The following is a 16,513-nucleotide window of genomic DNA, read 5'->3' as shown; positions in this document are numbered from 1 at the left end:
AAATTCCGGTTATGAGTTACTGCATCAACCCCCAATGTCAGAAGCCTCAAAACCCGACTCACGCCCTTTTGTGTCAGAGTTGTGGCTCACAATTGCGCCTCAAAGACCGCTATCGTGCTATCCGAATTTTAGGTCAAAGTCAATGGAACCGAACATTTTTAGCCGTTGATGAAGATAAACCGTCTCAACCTCGATGCGTGATTAAGCAATGTCTTTATCCCCCATCCCAACCGGATGCCCGTGTTGAGTTCCGTGTTTATACCCGAAAATTAGACCCCATTAGCCAACATCCCGCCCTCCCAGACCTGTTAGCGTCCTTTGAAGAAAAAGATTGTGGTTATATTGTACAGGACTATATTTCAGGGCGAAATTTAGCTGAAGAACTTGAACAAGAAGGCGTGTTTCAGGAATTGCAAATTTGGTATATCCTGAGTGAAATTCTGCCCTTGCTTCAATTCATTCATGAAAAGGGAATGGTACATGGGGATATTAAACCTGAAAATATTATCCGTCGTTCAGTTTTTATTCCTCCTGCAAAACCGTTTATTTTAGTTGATTTTGCTGGAATTTATCCGCAACAAAATTTCCCAACAACCCTTCAAGGTTCCCCAGAATATGCGGCACCGGAACAACTGCAAGGGGAAATTAATGCTAAAACGGATCTCTATAGTTTAGGGATAACTTGTCTACATCTGTTAACCCAGATGTCTCCGTTTGATTTATTTGACATTAAAACAAATACTTGGGTTTGGAAAGATTATCTCAAAAGACCTATTAGTCAGCGTTTAACCCGAATTTTAAATCAATTAATTGAACGCAACCCCAGCAAAAGGTATCCTTCAGCGATGGCGGTAATGCAGGATTTAAAATCAGGGCCCATTCCGGTTCACTTAACAAAAACTGTCCAACGTAAATGGATTTTAACGGCTTGGGGAGGTGCAGCTTTAGCGTTATTTTCTTTATTCATGAGTTCTCGCCTACCGTCTATTGTCCCTCAAATTTCTTCCCAACCTCCAGAACCCATTTATCAAGTTCCTGATATCCAAATTCCTGTACCCCAAATTCAGAATTTTGCCCCCCCCATTCTTCAAAACTCTGAAACTGTCCGAACTTTATCCAAAAATACGGGCCCAGTGTGGTCGGTGGCGGTGAGTCCCGATGGTCAATTTGTAGTTTATGGCAATACCGATGGGTCAATTAATATTATTGATGCCAATACCGGAGGATTAATAAACACCTTATTGGGACATTCTCAACCTGTGGGAACTTTAGCCATTAGTAACGATGGTCGGACGTTAGTAAGTGGAAGCGGTGACCAAACTATTTTAGTCTGGGATTTGTGGAGTGGTCGTCAGAAAAAAATGCTCTACGGTCATCAAGGATGGGTTTATGCGGTGGCCATTAGTCCCGATGGGAAAACGGTGGCGAGTGTCAGTCGTGACCAAACCATTCGTCTGTGGGATATTTACACCGGACGAACGTTAAGGACGTTAAACGGATATGGAACTGAGGTACAATCTCTCGCTTTTAGTGGGGATAATCAAACCTTAGTAAGTGGAGGAACTAACGGAATTGTTGATATTTGGAATTGGCATACCGGAGAATTATTAAGAACGTTTAAAGCTCATTCTGAGGCGATTTGGTCGGTGGCGGTAAGTCCCGATGGTCAAAGGTTAGCTACAGGAAGTTGGGATCATGCCGTTAAATTGTGGGATTTACAACAATTAGAATCCCAATATTTTAATAATACTCCAGAACACATTCTTCTCGGTCATCAAGAAAAGGTTCAATCCGTAGCGTTTAGTCCCGATGGTCAAACCTTAGCCAGTGGTGATTTTGGGGGAGGGGTTAAACTTTGGAACGTGGAAAATGGAGGACTTGTCGGAACCTTTAAAGGACATCAAGCTTGGGTAAATGTGGTATTTAACCCCCAAAATCATACGTTAATTACGGGGAGTTTTGATGATACGTTAAAGGTTTGGCCGTTATTCCCGCAAAACTGACTCAACGTTGCCATAAACCGGGTTTTTTTACACCCATTATAAACCCGGTTTCCCCAGGTTTGACCTTGAATCTATAAAGCATTTAAAATTTGTTCGGCTGTTAATTTAAGTTCGGGAAAACTAGCAGAATTAATTATATCTTCTCCTCTATATTCTACGATATCATAAAATCCCGAAACTAACGTTAAAATCGAGATTTTCGATTCTTGCGAATCAATAATCCAATATTCAGGAATTCCTAATGCAGCATATTCTGAACGTTTATAACGATAATCATCTTCGGGATTATTCGGACTAACAATTTCTACCACTAATAAAGGGGGTTCTTCTAAAATAGCTGAAGGTAATGTCCTCAACAGTTGACGCTGAGTTTCTGTCATGACTAAAATATCAGGAATTCGGGATTTTCTGATTCCGGTTCTGACTCCAACTGTTCCAGGTTGTACAACCCAATCTAATTGTAATCGTTGAATTTCAGCTTTTAAAATATCATAAATTAAACGTAAAATCTCAGCGTGTAAACCACTAGCAGGAGGCATCTGAATTAATTTTCCATTAAACAGTTCATATTTAAAATCGCTATCATCTCTATAATTAAGATAATCGTCAAAACTATAGGTTTTAGTAACGGTTTGCACCATCATGAGTTTCTAGCCTCTAATGGGGTCTAATGTTATTATAACAAAAAAGGATTTTGAGGATTTTAATAATAATTGAAAATCATTCGTTATTCTGAACCCTTCACTTCCTTCGAGGGTAAACTCCGTGAAGAATCTCTACTTTTCTCGATAACGCAGTAGAGATCCTTCCCTGTTCGGTGTTCGGTGTTCCCTTGCGCGGGATTTATTCGGGTTTGAGGCGCACACGTTTGCCCCCACCAGAAACTTGTAAGGTTTGACCACTGACCCAAGACCCAGCCGGAGATGCCAGCCAGAGGAAGGCGTTAGCAATATCCTGGGGTTTTCCAGCACGTCCGGTCAAATTGTCAGGGTGGGCTAAGGCATACTGGGCTTTTTCATCCAAACCTGCTGCGGCATAGCCCTCGGTAATCACCGTACCAATCAACACGGTATTGACGCGAACTTGCTTGGCAAAATAGTGAGCTAGACCCAGCATCAGATGGTTGAGGGCTGCCTTGGCGGCGGAGTAGGCGATAAAGTCAAAAGCAGGTAACACCCCTACCAGAGAACCGGAGTTAGTAATGGTAGCATTTTCAGCTTCGAGTAAATAGGGACGACAAGCAGCCGTCATTCGCATAGCCGATAGGGTATTGAGCTTATAACTCTCGATCATCTCTTCCAAAGGAACATCCAGGGGGTCATCGTAGGATTTGCCCCAGCCAACGTTATTAACTAAAGTTGAAATACCGCCAAAGGCTTCAACAGTTTGAGCGACACATTGTTGAATATCTTCCTCAAGGGTGACGTTACAGCCTATCCCTAACACTTCATTACCCGTTTCCGCCTGGAGCGCTGCCGCCGTTGCTTGGGCCTTCTCCCCATTGAGGTCAGCAATCATCACCTTGGCTCCTGCGCCTGAAAAGGTTTTAGCAATGGCTTCCCCGATATTTTGGGCGCCGCCCGTAACGATGGCCACATGACCATCCATCCGAAAGTCAGCAAAGGCATCAAAGTTGCTCATAGTGGTTTCCTTTAAGGTTGAATACGGTGAAAGACTTATGGACACTTAATCTAATTCCTGCACACCGCCCCCACTGACGGTGAGCACCTGTCCACTCACCCAACTGGCGGCTGGAGAACACAGGAACAAGGCAGCATAAGCAATATCACTGGGTTCTCCCAGTCGCGCTAGGGGGGTATGCTTAAGCATGACTTTTTCAACTTCCGGGGTCAGCACCGTCGCTAAGGCATCGGTTTTAATTGCACCTGGAGCGATCGCATTTACCCGAATTCCCTTTGGCCCCAAATCAAAGGCAATATTCCGAGTCAGGTGGCTAACCGCCGCCTTGGAGGAACTATAAGACGCCATATTGACGTTTTTATTCTCTGCGGACATAGAGGAAATATTCAAAATGGCTCCCCCTCCTGTGGCTTCCATATGGGGAGCACACAGTTGGCACAGATGAAACACTGAAAACACATTGAGTTTGTAGGCCCAAATAAAGGTGTCCATCGGCATATCAAAGGGTTTTGGCCCACCGCCCCCAGCGTTGTTGATCAAGAGGGTGATTTTGCCAAAGGCATCCAAGGTCGCGTTGACGAGATTTTCAAGATCCTGGTCATTGGTGACATCGCAGGCTACAGCAAGGGCTTTACCTCCCTTGTCCTGAATGCCCTTAACGACCGCAGCAGCAGTGTCTTCCTTCAAATCGCTAACGACCACAGCAGCCCCAGCCTGGGCAAACAATTCGGCAATGCCCCGGCCAATACCAGCCCCGCCTCCGGTGACAATAGCGACCTGGCCATCGAGCTTGAATGCGTCCAAAACGGTCATATCGACATAATCTCCATAATGTTAAAGACTTAGAACCCTTTGTTATCGGAGTTCTCAACAAAGTCCAAATCAAACGCCATCACTCAAAAACTTACTCAGGTCGCAACATCGCTTTCATGACCGCCGCATTAATAAACCAGGACCCTATCCCAGCGATTATCCCTAAAAGAATTGCACCGATCAAAGGCGTTACCAGAATTGTTCCTAAAAACTTTTGCAAAAATAGGGCAACCAATGCCGCTGTACCAAAGGCAAACAGAGAATAAAACAGAACTGTTCTCACCCCAAAAAAGAAAAAAGGCCGATCCAAAAGCTCTGGAAATGGCAAGGGGAAAGTTTTGGCTTTTTTGCTGAAGGTAAAAAAGGCGATTGTCCCCAAGATCAGCGACAGCATAAACGCCGTCATCACCCCCGTTGAGAAAACTGTTTTTTCATGGGCTGATATGGTATCAACGGTAAGGGGTAGAGCCTCTTTTGCGCGAAACATAAACCAGCCAATCACACCGTTGATGACACCATTGATCACACCACTGATCAAGGCATTCTTTTGAATGAAATCATAGACGTGATGGGAGGCGGGAACCATATAGAGCAACCTTTTCAGAATTTGGTCTGGGCTAAAAAACTTGGAGAAAGCATGACAGAAAAAGGTGAAAACTTTGTGTAATTCTGGAGGGATAGCCCTTGTGAAAGCTGAACCGCTAAACCATGAGAATTCTGCTGGTTTCCCCCGACCCAACATTGTGTAGGGTCATACATCAGGTTTTATCACGCCATAGCTTCATCGTTGATATTGCAACCGATGGCGAGGAAGCCTGGGAATTGCTTCAGGCGTTCATGTACGATGGGGTTTTGCTGGAGGCGGTATTGCCTGATATGGATGGAGTGACTTTGTGTTGTCGCTTGCGCGAGGTTGGCAACCCCGTCCTGATTTTGCTGATGCTGGAGCCTGCTGATGCCAACACTTGTGTCCAGGGCTTAGATAGTGGGGCGGATGCCTGTTTAGTGAAACCGATTCAGCTTCCTGAACTCCTGGCTCAACTGCGTGCTTTGGCGCGGCGGGGCCTTCGTCGGGCCAGCCCTCTGCTCACCTGGGGGCCATTGTCTCTCAATCCTACCGCCCAACAAATCACCTGTCACAGTCAAGTTTTAAAGGTCAACCGCAAGGAATACCAAATTCTGAAGCTATTCCTCACTTATCCCCGACAAATGTTTTCTCGCAGCGAGATAGGCGATCGCCTGTGGACATTGGACGATGAGTTACCCAGCGATGCCACCCTCAAGAGCCATATCCGCAGTATTCGCCGCAAGCTTGAACAGGCGGGTCTTCAAGATTTTATTCAAACTCACTATGGTCTGGGGTACTGTCTCGATCCGGTTTATAACAAGAAAACCAAGTTGCTTAACCGAGATCCTTATCTCCTAGAAGGGATGGTTGATTCAATTACCGCCAATATCTGGCAAGAATTGATGGCGGCGAATGCCCGTCTACACGAGGAAATTGAGCAGCGCAAACACATTGAAGCCCAACTACGACGATCAGAAATGATGTTGCGAAATGCCCAACGAGTGGCTCAAGTCGGGTGTTGGGAGTTCGATGTCATAACTCGCGAAATTTATTGGACGGAGGAGCTTTTTCTGATTCATGGTCTTGACCCGAATCAGCCTGCTCCTTCTGCTGAAGAAATTTTAGCTTTAATTCACCCTGATGATCGCCAACTTCATCAGGAAGCCATTCAGTATCGGGCACTCAGAAGGGAGGCGTTTGAAGCCAACTTACGCATCATTCGCGCTAATGATGGAGAAATTCGCTACATCAACGCCCGAGGCGGCCCTGTTTTTGATCATTCTGGCCAGATCATTAAGTTAACAGGAACGACCTCCGATGTTACCCAATGGCTCCGATAATAGCATCCCTGATGATTCAACGTTCCCATCAACCGGATTTTTTAACACAAGTTGATAATTAATCTTAATTATTAACCCGATTTTTTCCAGATTTTCCCTTGAATTTATAAAGCATTGAAAATTTGTTCGGCTGTCAATTTAAGTTCGGGAAAACTAGCAGAATTAATTATATCTTCTCCTCTATATTCTACTATATTTATTCTAGCAAAAATTACCGAACCTCAATGCTAAGATCAGGATGTTACAGTTCGCCAACATTTTTAAGAGCTTCTTGATATACTGAATAACTCAGGCGAAATTTTCCCACTGTTTGCAAAGCATCAAGTTGTTCTTTAAGAGTAGAAATTAATCTATTTTGTTTCGCCCAAATTAAAATACCGACTGTTCCTAATGGAGATAAATTCATCCGTTTAGCAACGCCCCTAGCATTTTTTTCATCGAGTAAAATCGCTGAATTTGGTTGTTCTAAAGATAGGGCGATCGCTTCTGATTCTCCTTCATCTAATTCTAACCTGAGTAAAGAAACTAAATTAAGATTATTAACCGGACAAATTGTTAACCATGAAGCATTTGCAACTTGGTTAGCTCCAGGTCTTCCTGATCCGGTTTCTACAACTTCTTTCCAAACAGCTTGGGGAATAAATACACCATCGGAAAATCGTTGATTAAGGAGTTCTAATTGTCCAATACTACTCAGAGCAATTAAAACTGATGAATTACTAACTGCTTTCATTGCAATTTCTCTAAATTATATAAATCAGTTTCTAATTCTTCTAAATCATAACTGCGTTCAATGTTTTCTTGACTTAGTAACTCATGAAATTCCCATTTACTTAATTCGGCTAATTGTCGTGCTTTACCGAAAGATAAAATTCCTTTCTGATAAAGTCTGATCGCTAGTTCTCTTTTAACTCTTGAAAGTCTTTCCGATGGTGGCAAATTTAAAGTTTCTGCTAAATCTTCAGGGATTTCTAAGATCAGTTTGCTCATTGTTTTTTTAATGTGATTGAATTAATTGACTTGTTTATTCAGATTAATTATTTTCTTATCCCCACCAGCACCTTCAAGAAACCGGGTTTCTGCGTTAACTTTTGCTATTAACAAAAAGCTCAATTAAGAAACCCGGTTTCTGACCCCCACCAACACCTCCAAGAAACCGGGTTTCTGCGTTAACCTTTGCTACTAACAAAAAGCTCAATTAAGAAACCCGGTTTCTGACCCTATCGGAAACCCGCAACCCTATTAATCCTCTGTAGGGGCGAGGCGCGCCTCGCCCCTACACTGTCGGGTTAAAAGCCTTATACGTTACAGTCTACAAGTCTCGATGCGAGAGAAGAGCAGCCCCACTCAGCCAACCCCCACAACCAGCAACAACCCTTCCCCAATATCCCCATAGAGGGAGGTGGCCATCTTTTACTGTCAGATTAAATCTTAATTGATCGTAATATAACCAGTTTCCATACACACGCCAACCCACCTGATCACCAAACGCTTCCCAAGCTTTCTCCTCATAACTCAGGGTTCCTCCCAGACTTTCATAGATGCGCTTCTGTACCGAAAAGCCGAAGCGTCCATTGCTATATTTTACCCAAAGTTGGTCAATAGTTCGTAAATCCTCACAGGGAAATTTATCAATATCTTCAACCCTTAACCATCCTTCCTTTGTTCTTTCGGCGACTTCTAACATTTTATTAGCCGTTTCTTCGTCAGCTTCTTTCCAACTTCCCGCTTTCAAAAATTGTTCTAATTGCTCATAATTAACGCCTTTAGCTGACTTTAATTCTATATCCGGTTGGGGTGTTGGTGGTGATATTGGTTTTTCGGTTAATTGTAATGCTTCTAATACTTCTTGAGCAGTTTGGAAACGTTTTTTGGTTCCCTGCTGTAAAAGTTTATCTAACACTTGACCCAAAGTATTATTGACTTTAACCGTTAAATAATCTCGCCAAACCCAATCTCCTTCACTAACATCAAATAAATCAAAGGGTTCCTTATTCGTTAATAAATGAATACAAGTCACTCCTAAACTATATAAATCACTGGCAAAAGTCGGTTTTCCTAACGCTTGTTCCGGTGCAACATATCCAGCAGAACCAATCACTGTTCCTGTCACCGCTAACGCCGTTCTAGTGGCTGCTTTTGCGGCTCCGAAATCCACTAAAACAAATTTATTATCGCTCTTTCTTCTAATAATATTTTCCGGTTTAATATCTCGATGAATTAATGGCTTTTGGTGAATAAACGCTAAAACAGGTAATAAATCTCCTAACAGATTAACAATTTTAGTTTCTGAAAATGCTCCACTTTGAGCTAATTCTTGGGCTAAATTTTGTCCTTCAATATATTCTTGAACCAGATATTGACGATGATCTTGGATAAAATAGGCGAATAATTCAGGAATTTGTTGATGTTTGCCTAACTGTTCTAATTGTATCGCTTCCTGTTGAAATAGTTCCTCGGCTTTTTGTTGATTATTCGTGCCTTGGGCTTGGGGTAAAAATTGTTTAATTACACAATACGGTTGAGACGGTTTATGCTCATCAACCGCTAGAAACGTTCGACCAAATCCTCCTTGTCCTAATATTTTTAAAGCTCGATATCGATCTGTTAATAGCAATTTCGAGCCACACTTTTGACAAAAAATTGTGGTTTTAGAGTTGGGTTGGAGGCAATCAGGGTTAAGGCATTGACTCATGGTTCAGGACTGGTCTGATTGAGTTAAAATATAGTTGATTCTATATTATCACAATTACACCGATTGCCTCATTGAGAAAAGCTTACTATTATTGATATTTATGAAAATACCATTAGCAGCTTTAAACCTTACAATGGTTTTATTGAGTCAACTGCCTATTCCTATCCCCGATAGTCAGGGAAATTATTACTCTAATGAAGCACCAGTTAAAGGTCAAGCTCCTCCCCGTTTGATGGCAGGTTCTTTATGGAAAGTTGTTACAACAACATTAAATTGTCGTCAAACACCCAACATTAATTCCCCCATTATTCAACAATTTAAACAGGGAGATATTTTACAAGCAGAAGTCTATCGAGGCGGTTCTGATGAAGTCTTAATCAATGCCAAAGATAGTCAACAATTGCCTTGGATGCCTGTTCGGAGATATCCTGAAAATAACCCTTGTTATGTTCGGGCGAATCAACGTTATATTCAACCCCTATCCCTGTCAAAAAACATTAATTATTATAATTAGAATAACTTAATCCTAAATTATTTATTCGAGAATTTTTTGAGATTCTGAGTTCAAATAAGCTTGAATTAATCTCTGGCGTTTCTTAACGCTAGTTTGAATTAATTTAAAAATTCCCACTAAACTCAGAATTCCCGTTAATATCATCACGGGTAAAAGCCATTTTAAGAAAAACACAACTCCCCAACTAAAACTCGATAGAATCATCAGAAATGCTAAAATATTAGATTCTTTTGGTTCAAAGCCAAATTTTTGATACCGTTTCGTTAACCATCCTCCAACAACCCCCATATTAAAAACACTTCCACCTCCCCAAAGATAAATGAAACTGCGACTCAAAAATCTAACAAATTTTCCACCATCTTGAAAGAATAGACTAATAACAGAATCAGAACTACTGGGAATAACGATTGCTGATAATCTTCCAATGAATTGCACCATCAAAATTAACAGAAAATAAGACAGGAACGCCGACGGAATTACCCAAAGTCCGCCCCGACGAGATAATCCAATTTTAATTCCTAGATAAAGCCAGTATATCGCCGTTAATAAACTAAATCCTTTCCAGAATAAATCGACTAAAATATGAGGATAACCTGAATGATGTTGTAATTGTGGCGTTGTTAAAGTTAGGGCAAAAATTAAATAAGTATAAGCTGGGGTTAAAGCAACTATCAAAATTAAAAAAGTTATCCCCAACAGGATATAAAATTTTTTGCCAAGTATAATAGATTGATTTTGGCTTAAATTGGCTTCTGGAACCACCGAAGAATTAGAATTTTGATTCATAGCATTTTTACCCATCAATATCATTTAATTTCCAAACAGTGGCTTTTGTTCCCTAACTCATATCAAATCCCATTATAGATGCTACAGATAATCCCCCCAAACCCCCTGTAGAGACGTTCCATCGAACGTCTCTACAGGGGTGAATTTGCAGTAAACATTTAGGGATTTTATATCACAACAACTGAGTCAGCTTAGATTCCTAACCTTTTGATTGAGACTCGCTATATAATTAGAAAATTGTTCAATATTAATCATTTTGCTGCGCCGTGACTACCACTCCCTTACCTCCCAACCCCCAACTCACCGCAACACAACGCCCTGACCCCCTCGGACGCTTCGGACAATTTGGCGGCAAATACGTTCCAGAGACCTTAATGCCTGCCTTAGCTGAACTGGAAACAGCCTATCACCATTATCGTCAAGATCCTGAATTTCAAACGGAACTCCAAAGCCTGCTTAAAGACTATGTGGGACGACCTAGCCCTCTGTATTTCGCCGAACGCCTTACCCAATATTATGCGAAACCCGACGGTACAGGCCCGCAAATTTATCTGAAACGGGAAGACCTCAACCATACGGGGGCTCATAAAATTAATAATGCCCTCGCCCAAGCGTTGTTAGCGAAGAAAATGGGTAAACAACGCATTATTGCAGAAACCGGGGCGGGTCAACATGGGGTAGCGACGGCGACGGTTTGCGCCCGTTATGGCCTAGACTGTGTGATTTATATGGGCATTCACGACATGGAACGTCAAGCCCTGAATGTGTTTAGAATGCGGTTGTTAGGGGCGGAAGTTCGACCTGTGGAAGCGGGAACAGGAACCTTAAAAGATGCGACGTCTGAAGCCATCCGCGACTGGGTAACGAACGTGGAAACGACCCATTATATTCTCGGTTCCGTTGCTGGCCCCCATCCCTATCCGATGATTGTACGGGATTTTCATAATGTAATTGGCATCGAAACCCGCAACCAATGTTTAGAAAAATGGGGCGGTTTACCGGATATTTTATTAGCTTGTGTCGGTGGTGGTTCTAACGCGATGGGGCTATTTAATGAGTTTGTGAATGAATCTTCTGTGCGTCTAATTGGGGTAGAAGCCGCAGGTTCGGGGGTAGAAACCGGAAAACACGCTGCTACTTTAACTCATGGTCAAGTGGGAGTTTTACACGGGGCGATGAGTTATCTGTTACAAGATGATGATGGTCAAGTGATGGAGGCCCATTCTATTAGTGCGGGGTTAGATTATCCGGGTGTGGGGCCAGAACACAGTTATTTAAAAGATTTGGGTCGGGCAGAATATTATAGTGTGACTGACCAACAAGCGTTAGATGCGTTTCAACGGTTATCGCGTTTAGAAGGAATTATTCCAGCCTTGGAAACGGCCCATGCGATCGCTTATTTAGAAATGCTTTGTCCGCAATTAGAAGGTAGTCCTCGAATTATTTTAAATTGTTCAGGACGGGGAGATAAGGATGTACAAACGGTGCAAAAATTCTTGAATCATCCTAACAGTTAAATTCAATAATAAAAGTAAAATTGTTTTGTAGGATGGGTGACACTAAAACGTTATTGATTTCAGTGATGAAACAGTCCAACGGTGTTATGCCCTTCCACGCAACAAGTTTCAATCGCTCTGGCGAACTTCGAGGCTAAATAGACGTCCTTCCAGAGGCTCGTATTCATCTTCCAATAGCCAGAGTTGAGCTTCTTCATAGTTCTGAAAAGCTTTTACAAGACTATAATGCTCAGAGGGGTCGAAAACATAACAACCCTCCATTTTGTCACCTAGTAGCAGCAAGACGTAGGGTGGTGATTGCATTGAATCTACCCAAACTTCTAAGAAGTTCCAATCATCTTTCACTAGGTCGGGTGCGAGGAATTGCGTGGTATCGGCTGTTTGCATCAATTTTTACCTCACCGTAGAACAAAGGAGTTCTTGAACCGTCTGGACTGATCCGATAACCGATTGCTTCAGTAAAAAATAGCCCATAGCGCTCGTAATTCCGAACGCTGCCCGTGTATTCTCCTCTTTCTATAATAGCTTGAGCAACTTGTAGCATCGTATCTTCATCATTGAAAACATGAATGGCTCGCCCTCGTAGCAGTAATCTCTGTGATTGAGGGGTGTTTGGTAGATGTTTAGGAATATGTTTAGGATCTAGAAAAATCTCACGGCTAATTCCGCTCATAATGCTCAGGCTATTGCGCTCCCTGAGCATATCACAGACTAAAATGGGTTAAAAATACCGAACAGGGTTACGTCCATCACCGAAACCGGAAACCACAACTAGAGATCTTGACAAAAATCATAATTTATGCTGTAAGCTAAAAAAAACGATCACAATTTCCCAAACCTATCGCAACTGTACCGCATCAACACTATTGCTAAAATCAACTATGTTTAAAATATCGTTCATGGGAATAGCCTTATTATTGGGAGGGTGTACATTTTTAGCAGAAATTAATTCAATTGGAAAGCCCCTACCGCAAGTCACACCCATTGTTACCCCTAATAATTCTAATCTGGCGCAATTGGAATTATCCGTACATCAACAAGTTAATAATTATCGGGCTTCTAAAAATTTACCGCCTTTAAAACTAGACCCGCAAATTAGTGAACAATGTCGCATTCATAGTCAGTTAATGGCAAATGGTCAAGTTCCCTTTGGTCATAGCGGTTCAAAAGCTCGATTTCAAAAAATTCGTCAATTTGTCCGTTGGCAAGAAATTGCCGAAAATGTTGCCTTTAATTCCGGTTATGTTGACCCTGGAAAACAAGCTGTAAAAGGATGGATAGAAAGTCCAGGTCATCAACGCAATATGGTAGGAAATTATGAGTTAACCGGAGTTGGGATTGTCAGAAATGCTAAAGGAGAGTATTATTTTACTCAGATTTTTGTAAGAAAAGCATGGCTTTAAATGTAGGACAGGGAACAGGGAACAGGGAACAGGGAACAGGAAATTACGAATTACGAATTACGAATTACGAATAGGGAATAGTTTTATTAAAAACGAATAAAGCTAACAGTCAACAGTCAACCGTCGTAGGGGCGGGGGAACCCCGCCCGTAACCGTCAACAGTCAACAGTCAACAGTCAATAATCCTATGTTTAATTTTCAAGTTTGTGATGGGGATATTTCTGAAACGTTATTATCTGAATACCTAACCGCCGATGCGTTAGCCGTTGATACGGAAACGATGGGGTTATTACCTTGGAGAGACCGCCTTTGCTTAATTCAAATTTGTGACCCCAAAGGTCAAGTCACCGCCATTAGAATTGCTAAAGGTCAAACAGAAGCACCGAACTTAAAACAACTGTTAGAAGCACCTCATATTCTCAAAGTCTTCCATTTTGCTCGATTTGATATTGCCACTATTCGCTATTACTTAGGAATAGAAGTTAACCCGATATTCTGTACTAAAATAGCCAGTAAATTAGTCCGAACCTATACCGGAAAACACGGACTGAAAGAATTAGTCCAAGAATTAGAAAAAGTTGAACTCGATAAAACCTCCCAAAGTTCCGACTGGGGAAATGCCAGTAACCTATCCGAAGAGCAATTAAACTATGCGGCTAATGATGTTCGCTATTTATTGAGTGTTCAGAAAAAGTTAGTGTCGATGTTAGAACGAGAAGACCGTTTAGAACTGGCTCAACAATGTTTTTCCTGTTTACCTGTCATGGTCACTTTAGATTTATTACAATTTCCAGGTATTTTTGAACACCATTAACAGAACTAACATAGGAAGCCTTCCCAAGCAAAAACCCCCCAACCGAAGTTGAGGGGGAACTATCAGGGTGCATCTACTCTTGTTTATTCCTTCGCTTTTGATTCCTATCGGGAAAATTCTCAAAAAAAATCCCCCAACCGAAGTTGAAGGAAAACCATCAGGGTGCATCTACATCTATTTATTCCTTCACTTTTGATTCTCATCAGGAAAATTCTCAAAAAAAATCCCTCAACCGAAGTTGAAGGAAAACCATCAGGGTGCATCTACTCCTGTTTATTCCTCTATCGATGATTCTGTTCAGGAAAATTCTCAAAAAAAAATTCCCTCAACCGAAGTTGAAGGAAAACCATCAGGGTGCATCTACTCCTGTTTATTCCTTCATCGATGATTCTGTTCAGGAAAATTCTCAAAAAAAATTTCCCCAACCGCCTTTGGGATAAAGAGAAGACAAAAGATGATTTTTTACTGAAACAGATTAAACCTTTTAATCAGGATTCACTAAACGCAATAATTTTTGCTTCACTTGAGCATCAAATACCTTCCATTTCATCTCTGCATAATCTTTATTTTCATTAAAACCCGATAGAAACCCTAACGGAATTTCAAACCCTCCCGCTTGACTTCTTCCCCCTCCAAAAAACTTACCCGTAACATCGGTTCCAAAGGCTTCTTTAATAAATTCATCCGGGTCAAGGGTGATTTTATTCGTTCTCAAGGAACCCACAATAATCTCCACTTCATTAAAATCATCATGAACTAATCCATAAACCACCGCCGTATGCACGTTTTCTTCAGTTAATAGAAAATCCGCCGCTTGCGGAATAGCATCTCGGTCAGAAGCGCGTAAAAAACCAACCCCTGAAATTGAAATATTATCTAAAACTTGACGATTTGATAACCCTCGTTCGATGACATCCATCACCCGTTTAGACCGAGAAGAACGCAACACAGAATCTAATAAACTCGCATCGTAATAACTGCTTAAATAAGCCGCTGCTAAGAAATCCTCACGGGTGGCTTGTCGAAGTTGATTTGTATCCGAACGTAAGCCGTGCATTAACGCCGTTGCACAATTAATATGATCAATTTCACTATTATCAAGTTCTAAAAAACCCGATTGCAAATATTGAGTTAAAATTGTAGCCGTCGCTTTAATTTGAGGGCGAATATCAAAAAATTCAGGATGTAAATCCTTTTGTAAACTATGATGATCAATTAATACCGTAATTGGAAGTTTAGCCGATTGAATTAAAGAGGTTAGTTGACTGGTTGTGCCTTGATTATCAATTAAAACACAACCGGAATAAACCGATAAATCTTTGGTTTTTGCCATTTCTAAGGGCCAGCGATGGACAGGTAATCCTGTTAATTTCACTAAGGCAATATTTTCTTGATGGCTGAGGGTTCCCCCATAGACAATATCACAGTCAATATTATATTGTTTAGCAATTAACTGATAAGCCCAAGCTGAAGATAAGGCATCAGGATCGGGAAAATCTTGTATAATAATTAATTGATGTTCTCCCGAATGACGTTCTAAAACTTGCTGAAAAGCCTGTTTTTTCTGAATGGGTAAAACAAATTCAGGACACAGGGAGAGAGAAGGTTCCCTGGAAACCGTTAAGGCATCAGATTGAGTGGAATTGTTCACTGTAAAATATAAATAAAAGTAAGTTGTAATACAGGTTTCCTCCCCTACCAATTGGTAGGGAAGGAATAAAGCCGAATCTTTGGAATTACTCAAGGTGTTGCAGTGCAACTATTATTGACTGTAGCAACTTTCCTGTAAAAATCAAGCCTCTTGAGAAGGAGATAAAGACTTTTCAAACTCCAGGCGTTGTTTGGCATTGTAGAGGAAATAACCATTCATCATTGCTGATGCTAAAAGACGGCCTAAATCCTCACGGTTCGTGGTAATCGTAACATCAAAATGCTCTGAAGGTAAACCACCTAACATTTGCATCAAGCTATTTTCCATAATTTGAGCAACTTCGGGTTCCGGTTGAGACAGTTTAGCAATAGTTTCCGGTTCCATCGCTTGAACATATTGCCATAATACATTATTTGCAGAGAGTTGACGATGAGATACAGGGTTTGTCATAGTCTTATCAAATAATTTAATCTTGTTATTGCTTTCTGTTCTTATTTTTACTGTAACTAACCTTTTTCAACTTGTTATAGTGTGTAAAACCGAACTTAGAGAACGGGTTATTCGACTCTTAATCAAAATTACGAGCTTATGAATTGTTTTAAAATAGCTTGAGGTGTTCTATCCCAAGTATCTTGATGATATTGACACTCCCCGCTCTGAAGAGACGGGGATTCTACATTCTACGTCAGAATTTGCTCAACCAGGGTTGCCCCAAGAAGAGTAGAGACTCCAACTCCTGTAGCGTTAATTCGGGAATGCCCTTCCCTA

At 41.4% G+C, this 16,513-nt stretch carries 18 protein-coding genes; 6 read left to right on the top strand and 12 right to left on the bottom strand.

Annotated features, from left to right (window positions below; genetic code table 11):
* The first annotated feature begins 11 nt into the window (after positions 1–11).
* Positions 12–2,003, top strand: coding sequence for a serine/threonine-protein kinase (locus H6G57_RS20105; protein WP_190521722.1), 1,992 nt, complete (start codon positions 12–14; stop codon positions 2,001–2,003).
* Between the two features lie 71 nt (positions 2,004–2,074).
* On the opposite strand, the gene H6G57_RS20100 is transcribed toward H6G57_RS20105, so the two are convergent.
* From H6G57_RS20100 to H6G57_RS20085, 4 genes are all read right to left on the bottom strand, one after another.
* Positions 2,075–2,647, bottom strand: a complete 573-nt coding sequence (locus tag H6G57_RS20100; protein WP_242049037.1) for a Uma2 family endonuclease — start codon at positions 2,645–2,647, stop codon at positions 2,075–2,077.
* 199 nt (positions 2,648–2,846) lie between these two features.
* Positions 2,847–3,644, bottom strand: coding sequence for an SDR family oxidoreductase (locus H6G57_RS20095; RefSeq protein ID WP_190521720.1), 798 nt, complete (start codon positions 3,642–3,644; stop codon positions 2,847–2,849).
* A gap of 45 nt (positions 3,645–3,689) precedes the next feature.
* Positions 3,690–4,457 (bottom strand): 7-alpha-hydroxysteroid dehydrogenase, encoded by a 768-nt coding sequence (gene hdhA / locus H6G57_RS20090; RefSeq protein WP_190521718.1) that lies wholly within the window; start codon positions 4,455–4,457, stop codon positions 3,690–3,692.
* Positions 4,458–4,548: 91 nt separating this feature from the next.
* Positions 4,549–5,043, bottom strand: a complete 495-nt coding sequence (locus tag H6G57_RS20085) for a permease (protein WP_190521716.1) — start codon at positions 5,041–5,043, stop codon at positions 4,549–4,551.
* A gap of 122 nt (positions 5,044–5,165) precedes the next feature.
* On the opposite strand from H6G57_RS20085, the gene H6G57_RS20080 reads away from it, so the two are divergent.
* Complete coding sequence (locus H6G57_RS20080) at positions 5,166–6,365, top strand: response regulator (protein ID WP_190521714.1); 1,200 nt, start codon at positions 5,166–5,168, stop codon at positions 6,363–6,365.
* A 241-nt stretch (positions 6,366–6,606) separates the two neighbouring features.
* Here the strand turns inward: H6G57_RS20080 and H6G57_RS20075 are convergent, their stop codons facing one another.
* The 3 genes from H6G57_RS20075 to H6G57_RS20065 form a co-directional block, all read right to left on the bottom strand.
* The gene (locus H6G57_RS20075; protein ID WP_190521713.1) at positions 6,607–7,098 is read right to left on the bottom strand and encodes a DUF3368 domain-containing protein; all 492 of its coding nucleotides are present in this window, start codon (positions 7,096–7,098) and stop codon (positions 6,607–6,609) included.
* The gene (locus tag H6G57_RS20070) at positions 7,095–7,355 is read right to left on the bottom strand and encodes a UPF0175 family protein (RefSeq protein WP_190521711.1); all 261 of its coding nucleotides are present in this window, start codon (positions 7,353–7,355) and stop codon (positions 7,095–7,097) included. Before H6G57_RS20070 ends, H6G57_RS20075 begins: the two co-directional genes overlap by 4 nt.
* A gap of 322 nt (positions 7,356–7,677) precedes the next feature.
* Positions 7,678–9,060, bottom strand: a complete 1,383-nt coding sequence (locus H6G57_RS20065) for a serine/threonine-protein kinase (RefSeq protein ID WP_190521709.1) — start codon at positions 9,058–9,060, stop codon at positions 7,678–7,680.
* Positions 9,061–9,160: 100 nt separating this feature from the next.
* Here H6G57_RS20065 and H6G57_RS20060 point away from each other — a divergent pair, with 100 nt between their 5' ends.
* Complete coding sequence (locus tag H6G57_RS20060; RefSeq protein WP_190521707.1) at positions 9,161–9,574, top strand: hypothetical protein; 414 nt, start codon at positions 9,161–9,163, stop codon at positions 9,572–9,574.
* 21 nt (positions 9,575–9,595) lie between these two features.
* Here H6G57_RS20060 and H6G57_RS20055 read toward each other — a convergent pair whose 3' ends face one another.
* Positions 9,596–10,360, bottom strand: coding sequence for a hypothetical protein (locus tag H6G57_RS20055; protein ID WP_190521705.1), 765 nt, complete (start codon positions 10,358–10,360; stop codon positions 9,596–9,598).
* Between the two features lie 266 nt (positions 10,361–10,626).
* On the opposite strand from H6G57_RS20055, the gene trpB reads away from it, so the two are divergent.
* A complete protein-coding gene (trpB, locus tag H6G57_RS20050; RefSeq protein WP_190521703.1) occupies positions 10,627–11,877 on the top strand; it encodes a tryptophan synthase subunit beta in 1,251 nt (416 codons plus the stop codon).
* Positions 11,878–11,985: 108 nt separating this feature from the next.
* Here trpB and H6G57_RS20045 read toward each other — a convergent pair whose 3' ends face one another.
* Both H6G57_RS20045 and H6G57_RS29790 read right to left on the bottom strand, forming a co-directional pair.
* Positions 11,986–12,264 carry a hypothetical protein gene (locus H6G57_RS20045; protein WP_190521701.1) on the bottom strand — a complete coding sequence of 93 codons (279 nt, stop codon included), beginning with the start codon at positions 12,262–12,264 and terminating at the stop codon, positions 11,986–11,988.
* Complete coding sequence (locus H6G57_RS29790; RefSeq protein WP_375539541.1) at positions 12,212–12,550, bottom strand: DUF6972 family protein; 339 nt, start codon at positions 12,548–12,550, stop codon at positions 12,212–12,214. The genes H6G57_RS20045 and H6G57_RS29790 overlap by 53 nt, the downstream gene beginning before the upstream one ends.
* A 208-nt stretch (positions 12,551–12,758) precedes the next feature.
* Between H6G57_RS29790 and H6G57_RS20040 the strand changes: the two genes are divergently transcribed.
* On the top strand, positions 12,759–13,280 hold the full coding sequence (locus tag H6G57_RS20040; protein WP_190521699.1) for a CAP domain-containing protein: 522 nt from the start codon (positions 12,759–12,761) through the stop codon (positions 13,278–13,280).
* Positions 13,281–13,467: 187 nt separating this feature from the next.
* Positions 13,468–14,094, top strand: a complete 627-nt coding sequence (locus H6G57_RS20035) for a ribonuclease H-like domain-containing protein (protein WP_190521697.1) — start codon at positions 13,468–13,470, stop codon at positions 14,092–14,094.
* Between the two features lie 484 nt (positions 14,095–14,578).
* Here H6G57_RS20035 and H6G57_RS20030 read toward each other — a convergent pair whose 3' ends face one another.
* Positions 14,579–15,688: a bifunctional oligoribonuclease/PAP phosphatase NrnA gene (locus H6G57_RS20030; RefSeq protein WP_242049043.1), complete on the bottom strand. Its 1,110-nt coding sequence runs from the start codon at positions 15,686–15,688 to the stop codon at positions 14,579–14,581.
* Positions 15,689–15,886: 198 nt separating this feature from the next.
* Positions 15,887–16,195: a DUF760 domain-containing protein gene (locus H6G57_RS20025; protein WP_190521695.1), complete on the bottom strand. Its 309-nt coding sequence runs from the start codon at positions 16,193–16,195 to the stop codon at positions 15,887–15,889.
* Positions 16,196–16,513 lie beyond the last annotated feature (318 nt).

Source organism: Planktothrix sp. FACHB-1365 (assembly GCF_014697575.1).
GTDB lineage: Bacteria > Cyanobacteriota > Cyanobacteriia > Cyanobacteriales > Microcoleaceae > Planktothrix.
Note: the sequence above shows the minus strand (reverse complement) of the source record. Positions and strands in the feature narration are given on the sequence as shown.

Coding starts and splice junctions, on each gene's coding strand:
- H6G57_RS20105 (WP_190521722.1), top strand. CDS start 12: ATGAGTTACTGCATCAACCCCCAATGTCAGAAGCCTCAAAACCCGACT.
- H6G57_RS20100 (WP_242049037.1), bottom strand. CDS start 2,647: ATGATGGTGCAAACCGTTACTAAAACCTATAGTTTTGACGATTATCTT.
- H6G57_RS20095 (WP_190521720.1), bottom strand. CDS start 3,644: ATGAGCAACTTTGATGCCTTTGCTGACTTTCGGATGGATGGTCATGTG.
- hdhA (WP_190521718.1), bottom strand. CDS start 4,457: ATGACCGTTTTGGACGCATTCAAGCTCGATGGCCAGGTCGCTATTGTC.
- H6G57_RS20085 (WP_190521716.1), bottom strand. CDS start 5,043: ATGGTTCCCGCCTCCCATCACGTCTATGATTTCATTCAAAAGAATGCC.
- H6G57_RS20080 (WP_190521714.1), top strand. CDS start 5,166: ATGAGAATTCTGCTGGTTTCCCCCGACCCAACATTGTGTAGGGTCATA.
- H6G57_RS20075 (WP_190521713.1), bottom strand. CDS start 7,098: ATGAAAGCAGTTAGTAATTCATCAGTTTTAATTGCTCTGAGTAGTATT.
- H6G57_RS20070 (WP_190521711.1), bottom strand. CDS start 7,355: ATGAGCAAACTGATCTTAGAAATCCCTGAAGATTTAGCAGAAACTTTA.
- H6G57_RS20065 (WP_190521709.1), bottom strand. CDS start 9,060: ATGAGTCAATGCCTTAACCCTGATTGCCTCCAACCCAACTCTAAAACC.
- H6G57_RS20060 (WP_190521707.1), top strand. CDS start 9,161: ATGAAAATACCATTAGCAGCTTTAAACCTTACAATGGTTTTATTGAGT.
- H6G57_RS20055 (WP_190521705.1), bottom strand. CDS start 10,360: ATGAATCAAAATTCTAATTCTTCGGTGGTTCCAGAAGCCAATTTAAGC.
- H6G57_RS20045 (WP_190521701.1), bottom strand. CDS start 12,264: ATGCAAACAGCCGATACCACGCAATTCCTCGCACCCGACCTAGTGAAA.
- H6G57_RS29790 (WP_375539541.1), bottom strand. CDS start 12,550: ATGAGCGGAATTAGCCGTGAGATTTTTCTAGATCCTAAACATATTCCT.
- H6G57_RS20040 (WP_190521699.1), top strand. CDS start 12,759: ATGTTTAAAATATCGTTCATGGGAATAGCCTTATTATTGGGAGGGTGT.
- H6G57_RS20035 (WP_190521697.1), top strand. CDS start 13,468: ATGTTTAATTTTCAAGTTTGTGATGGGGATATTTCTGAAACGTTATTA.
- H6G57_RS20025 (WP_190521695.1), bottom strand. CDS start 16,195: ATGACAAACCCTGTATCTCATCGTCAACTCTCTGCAAATAATGTATTA.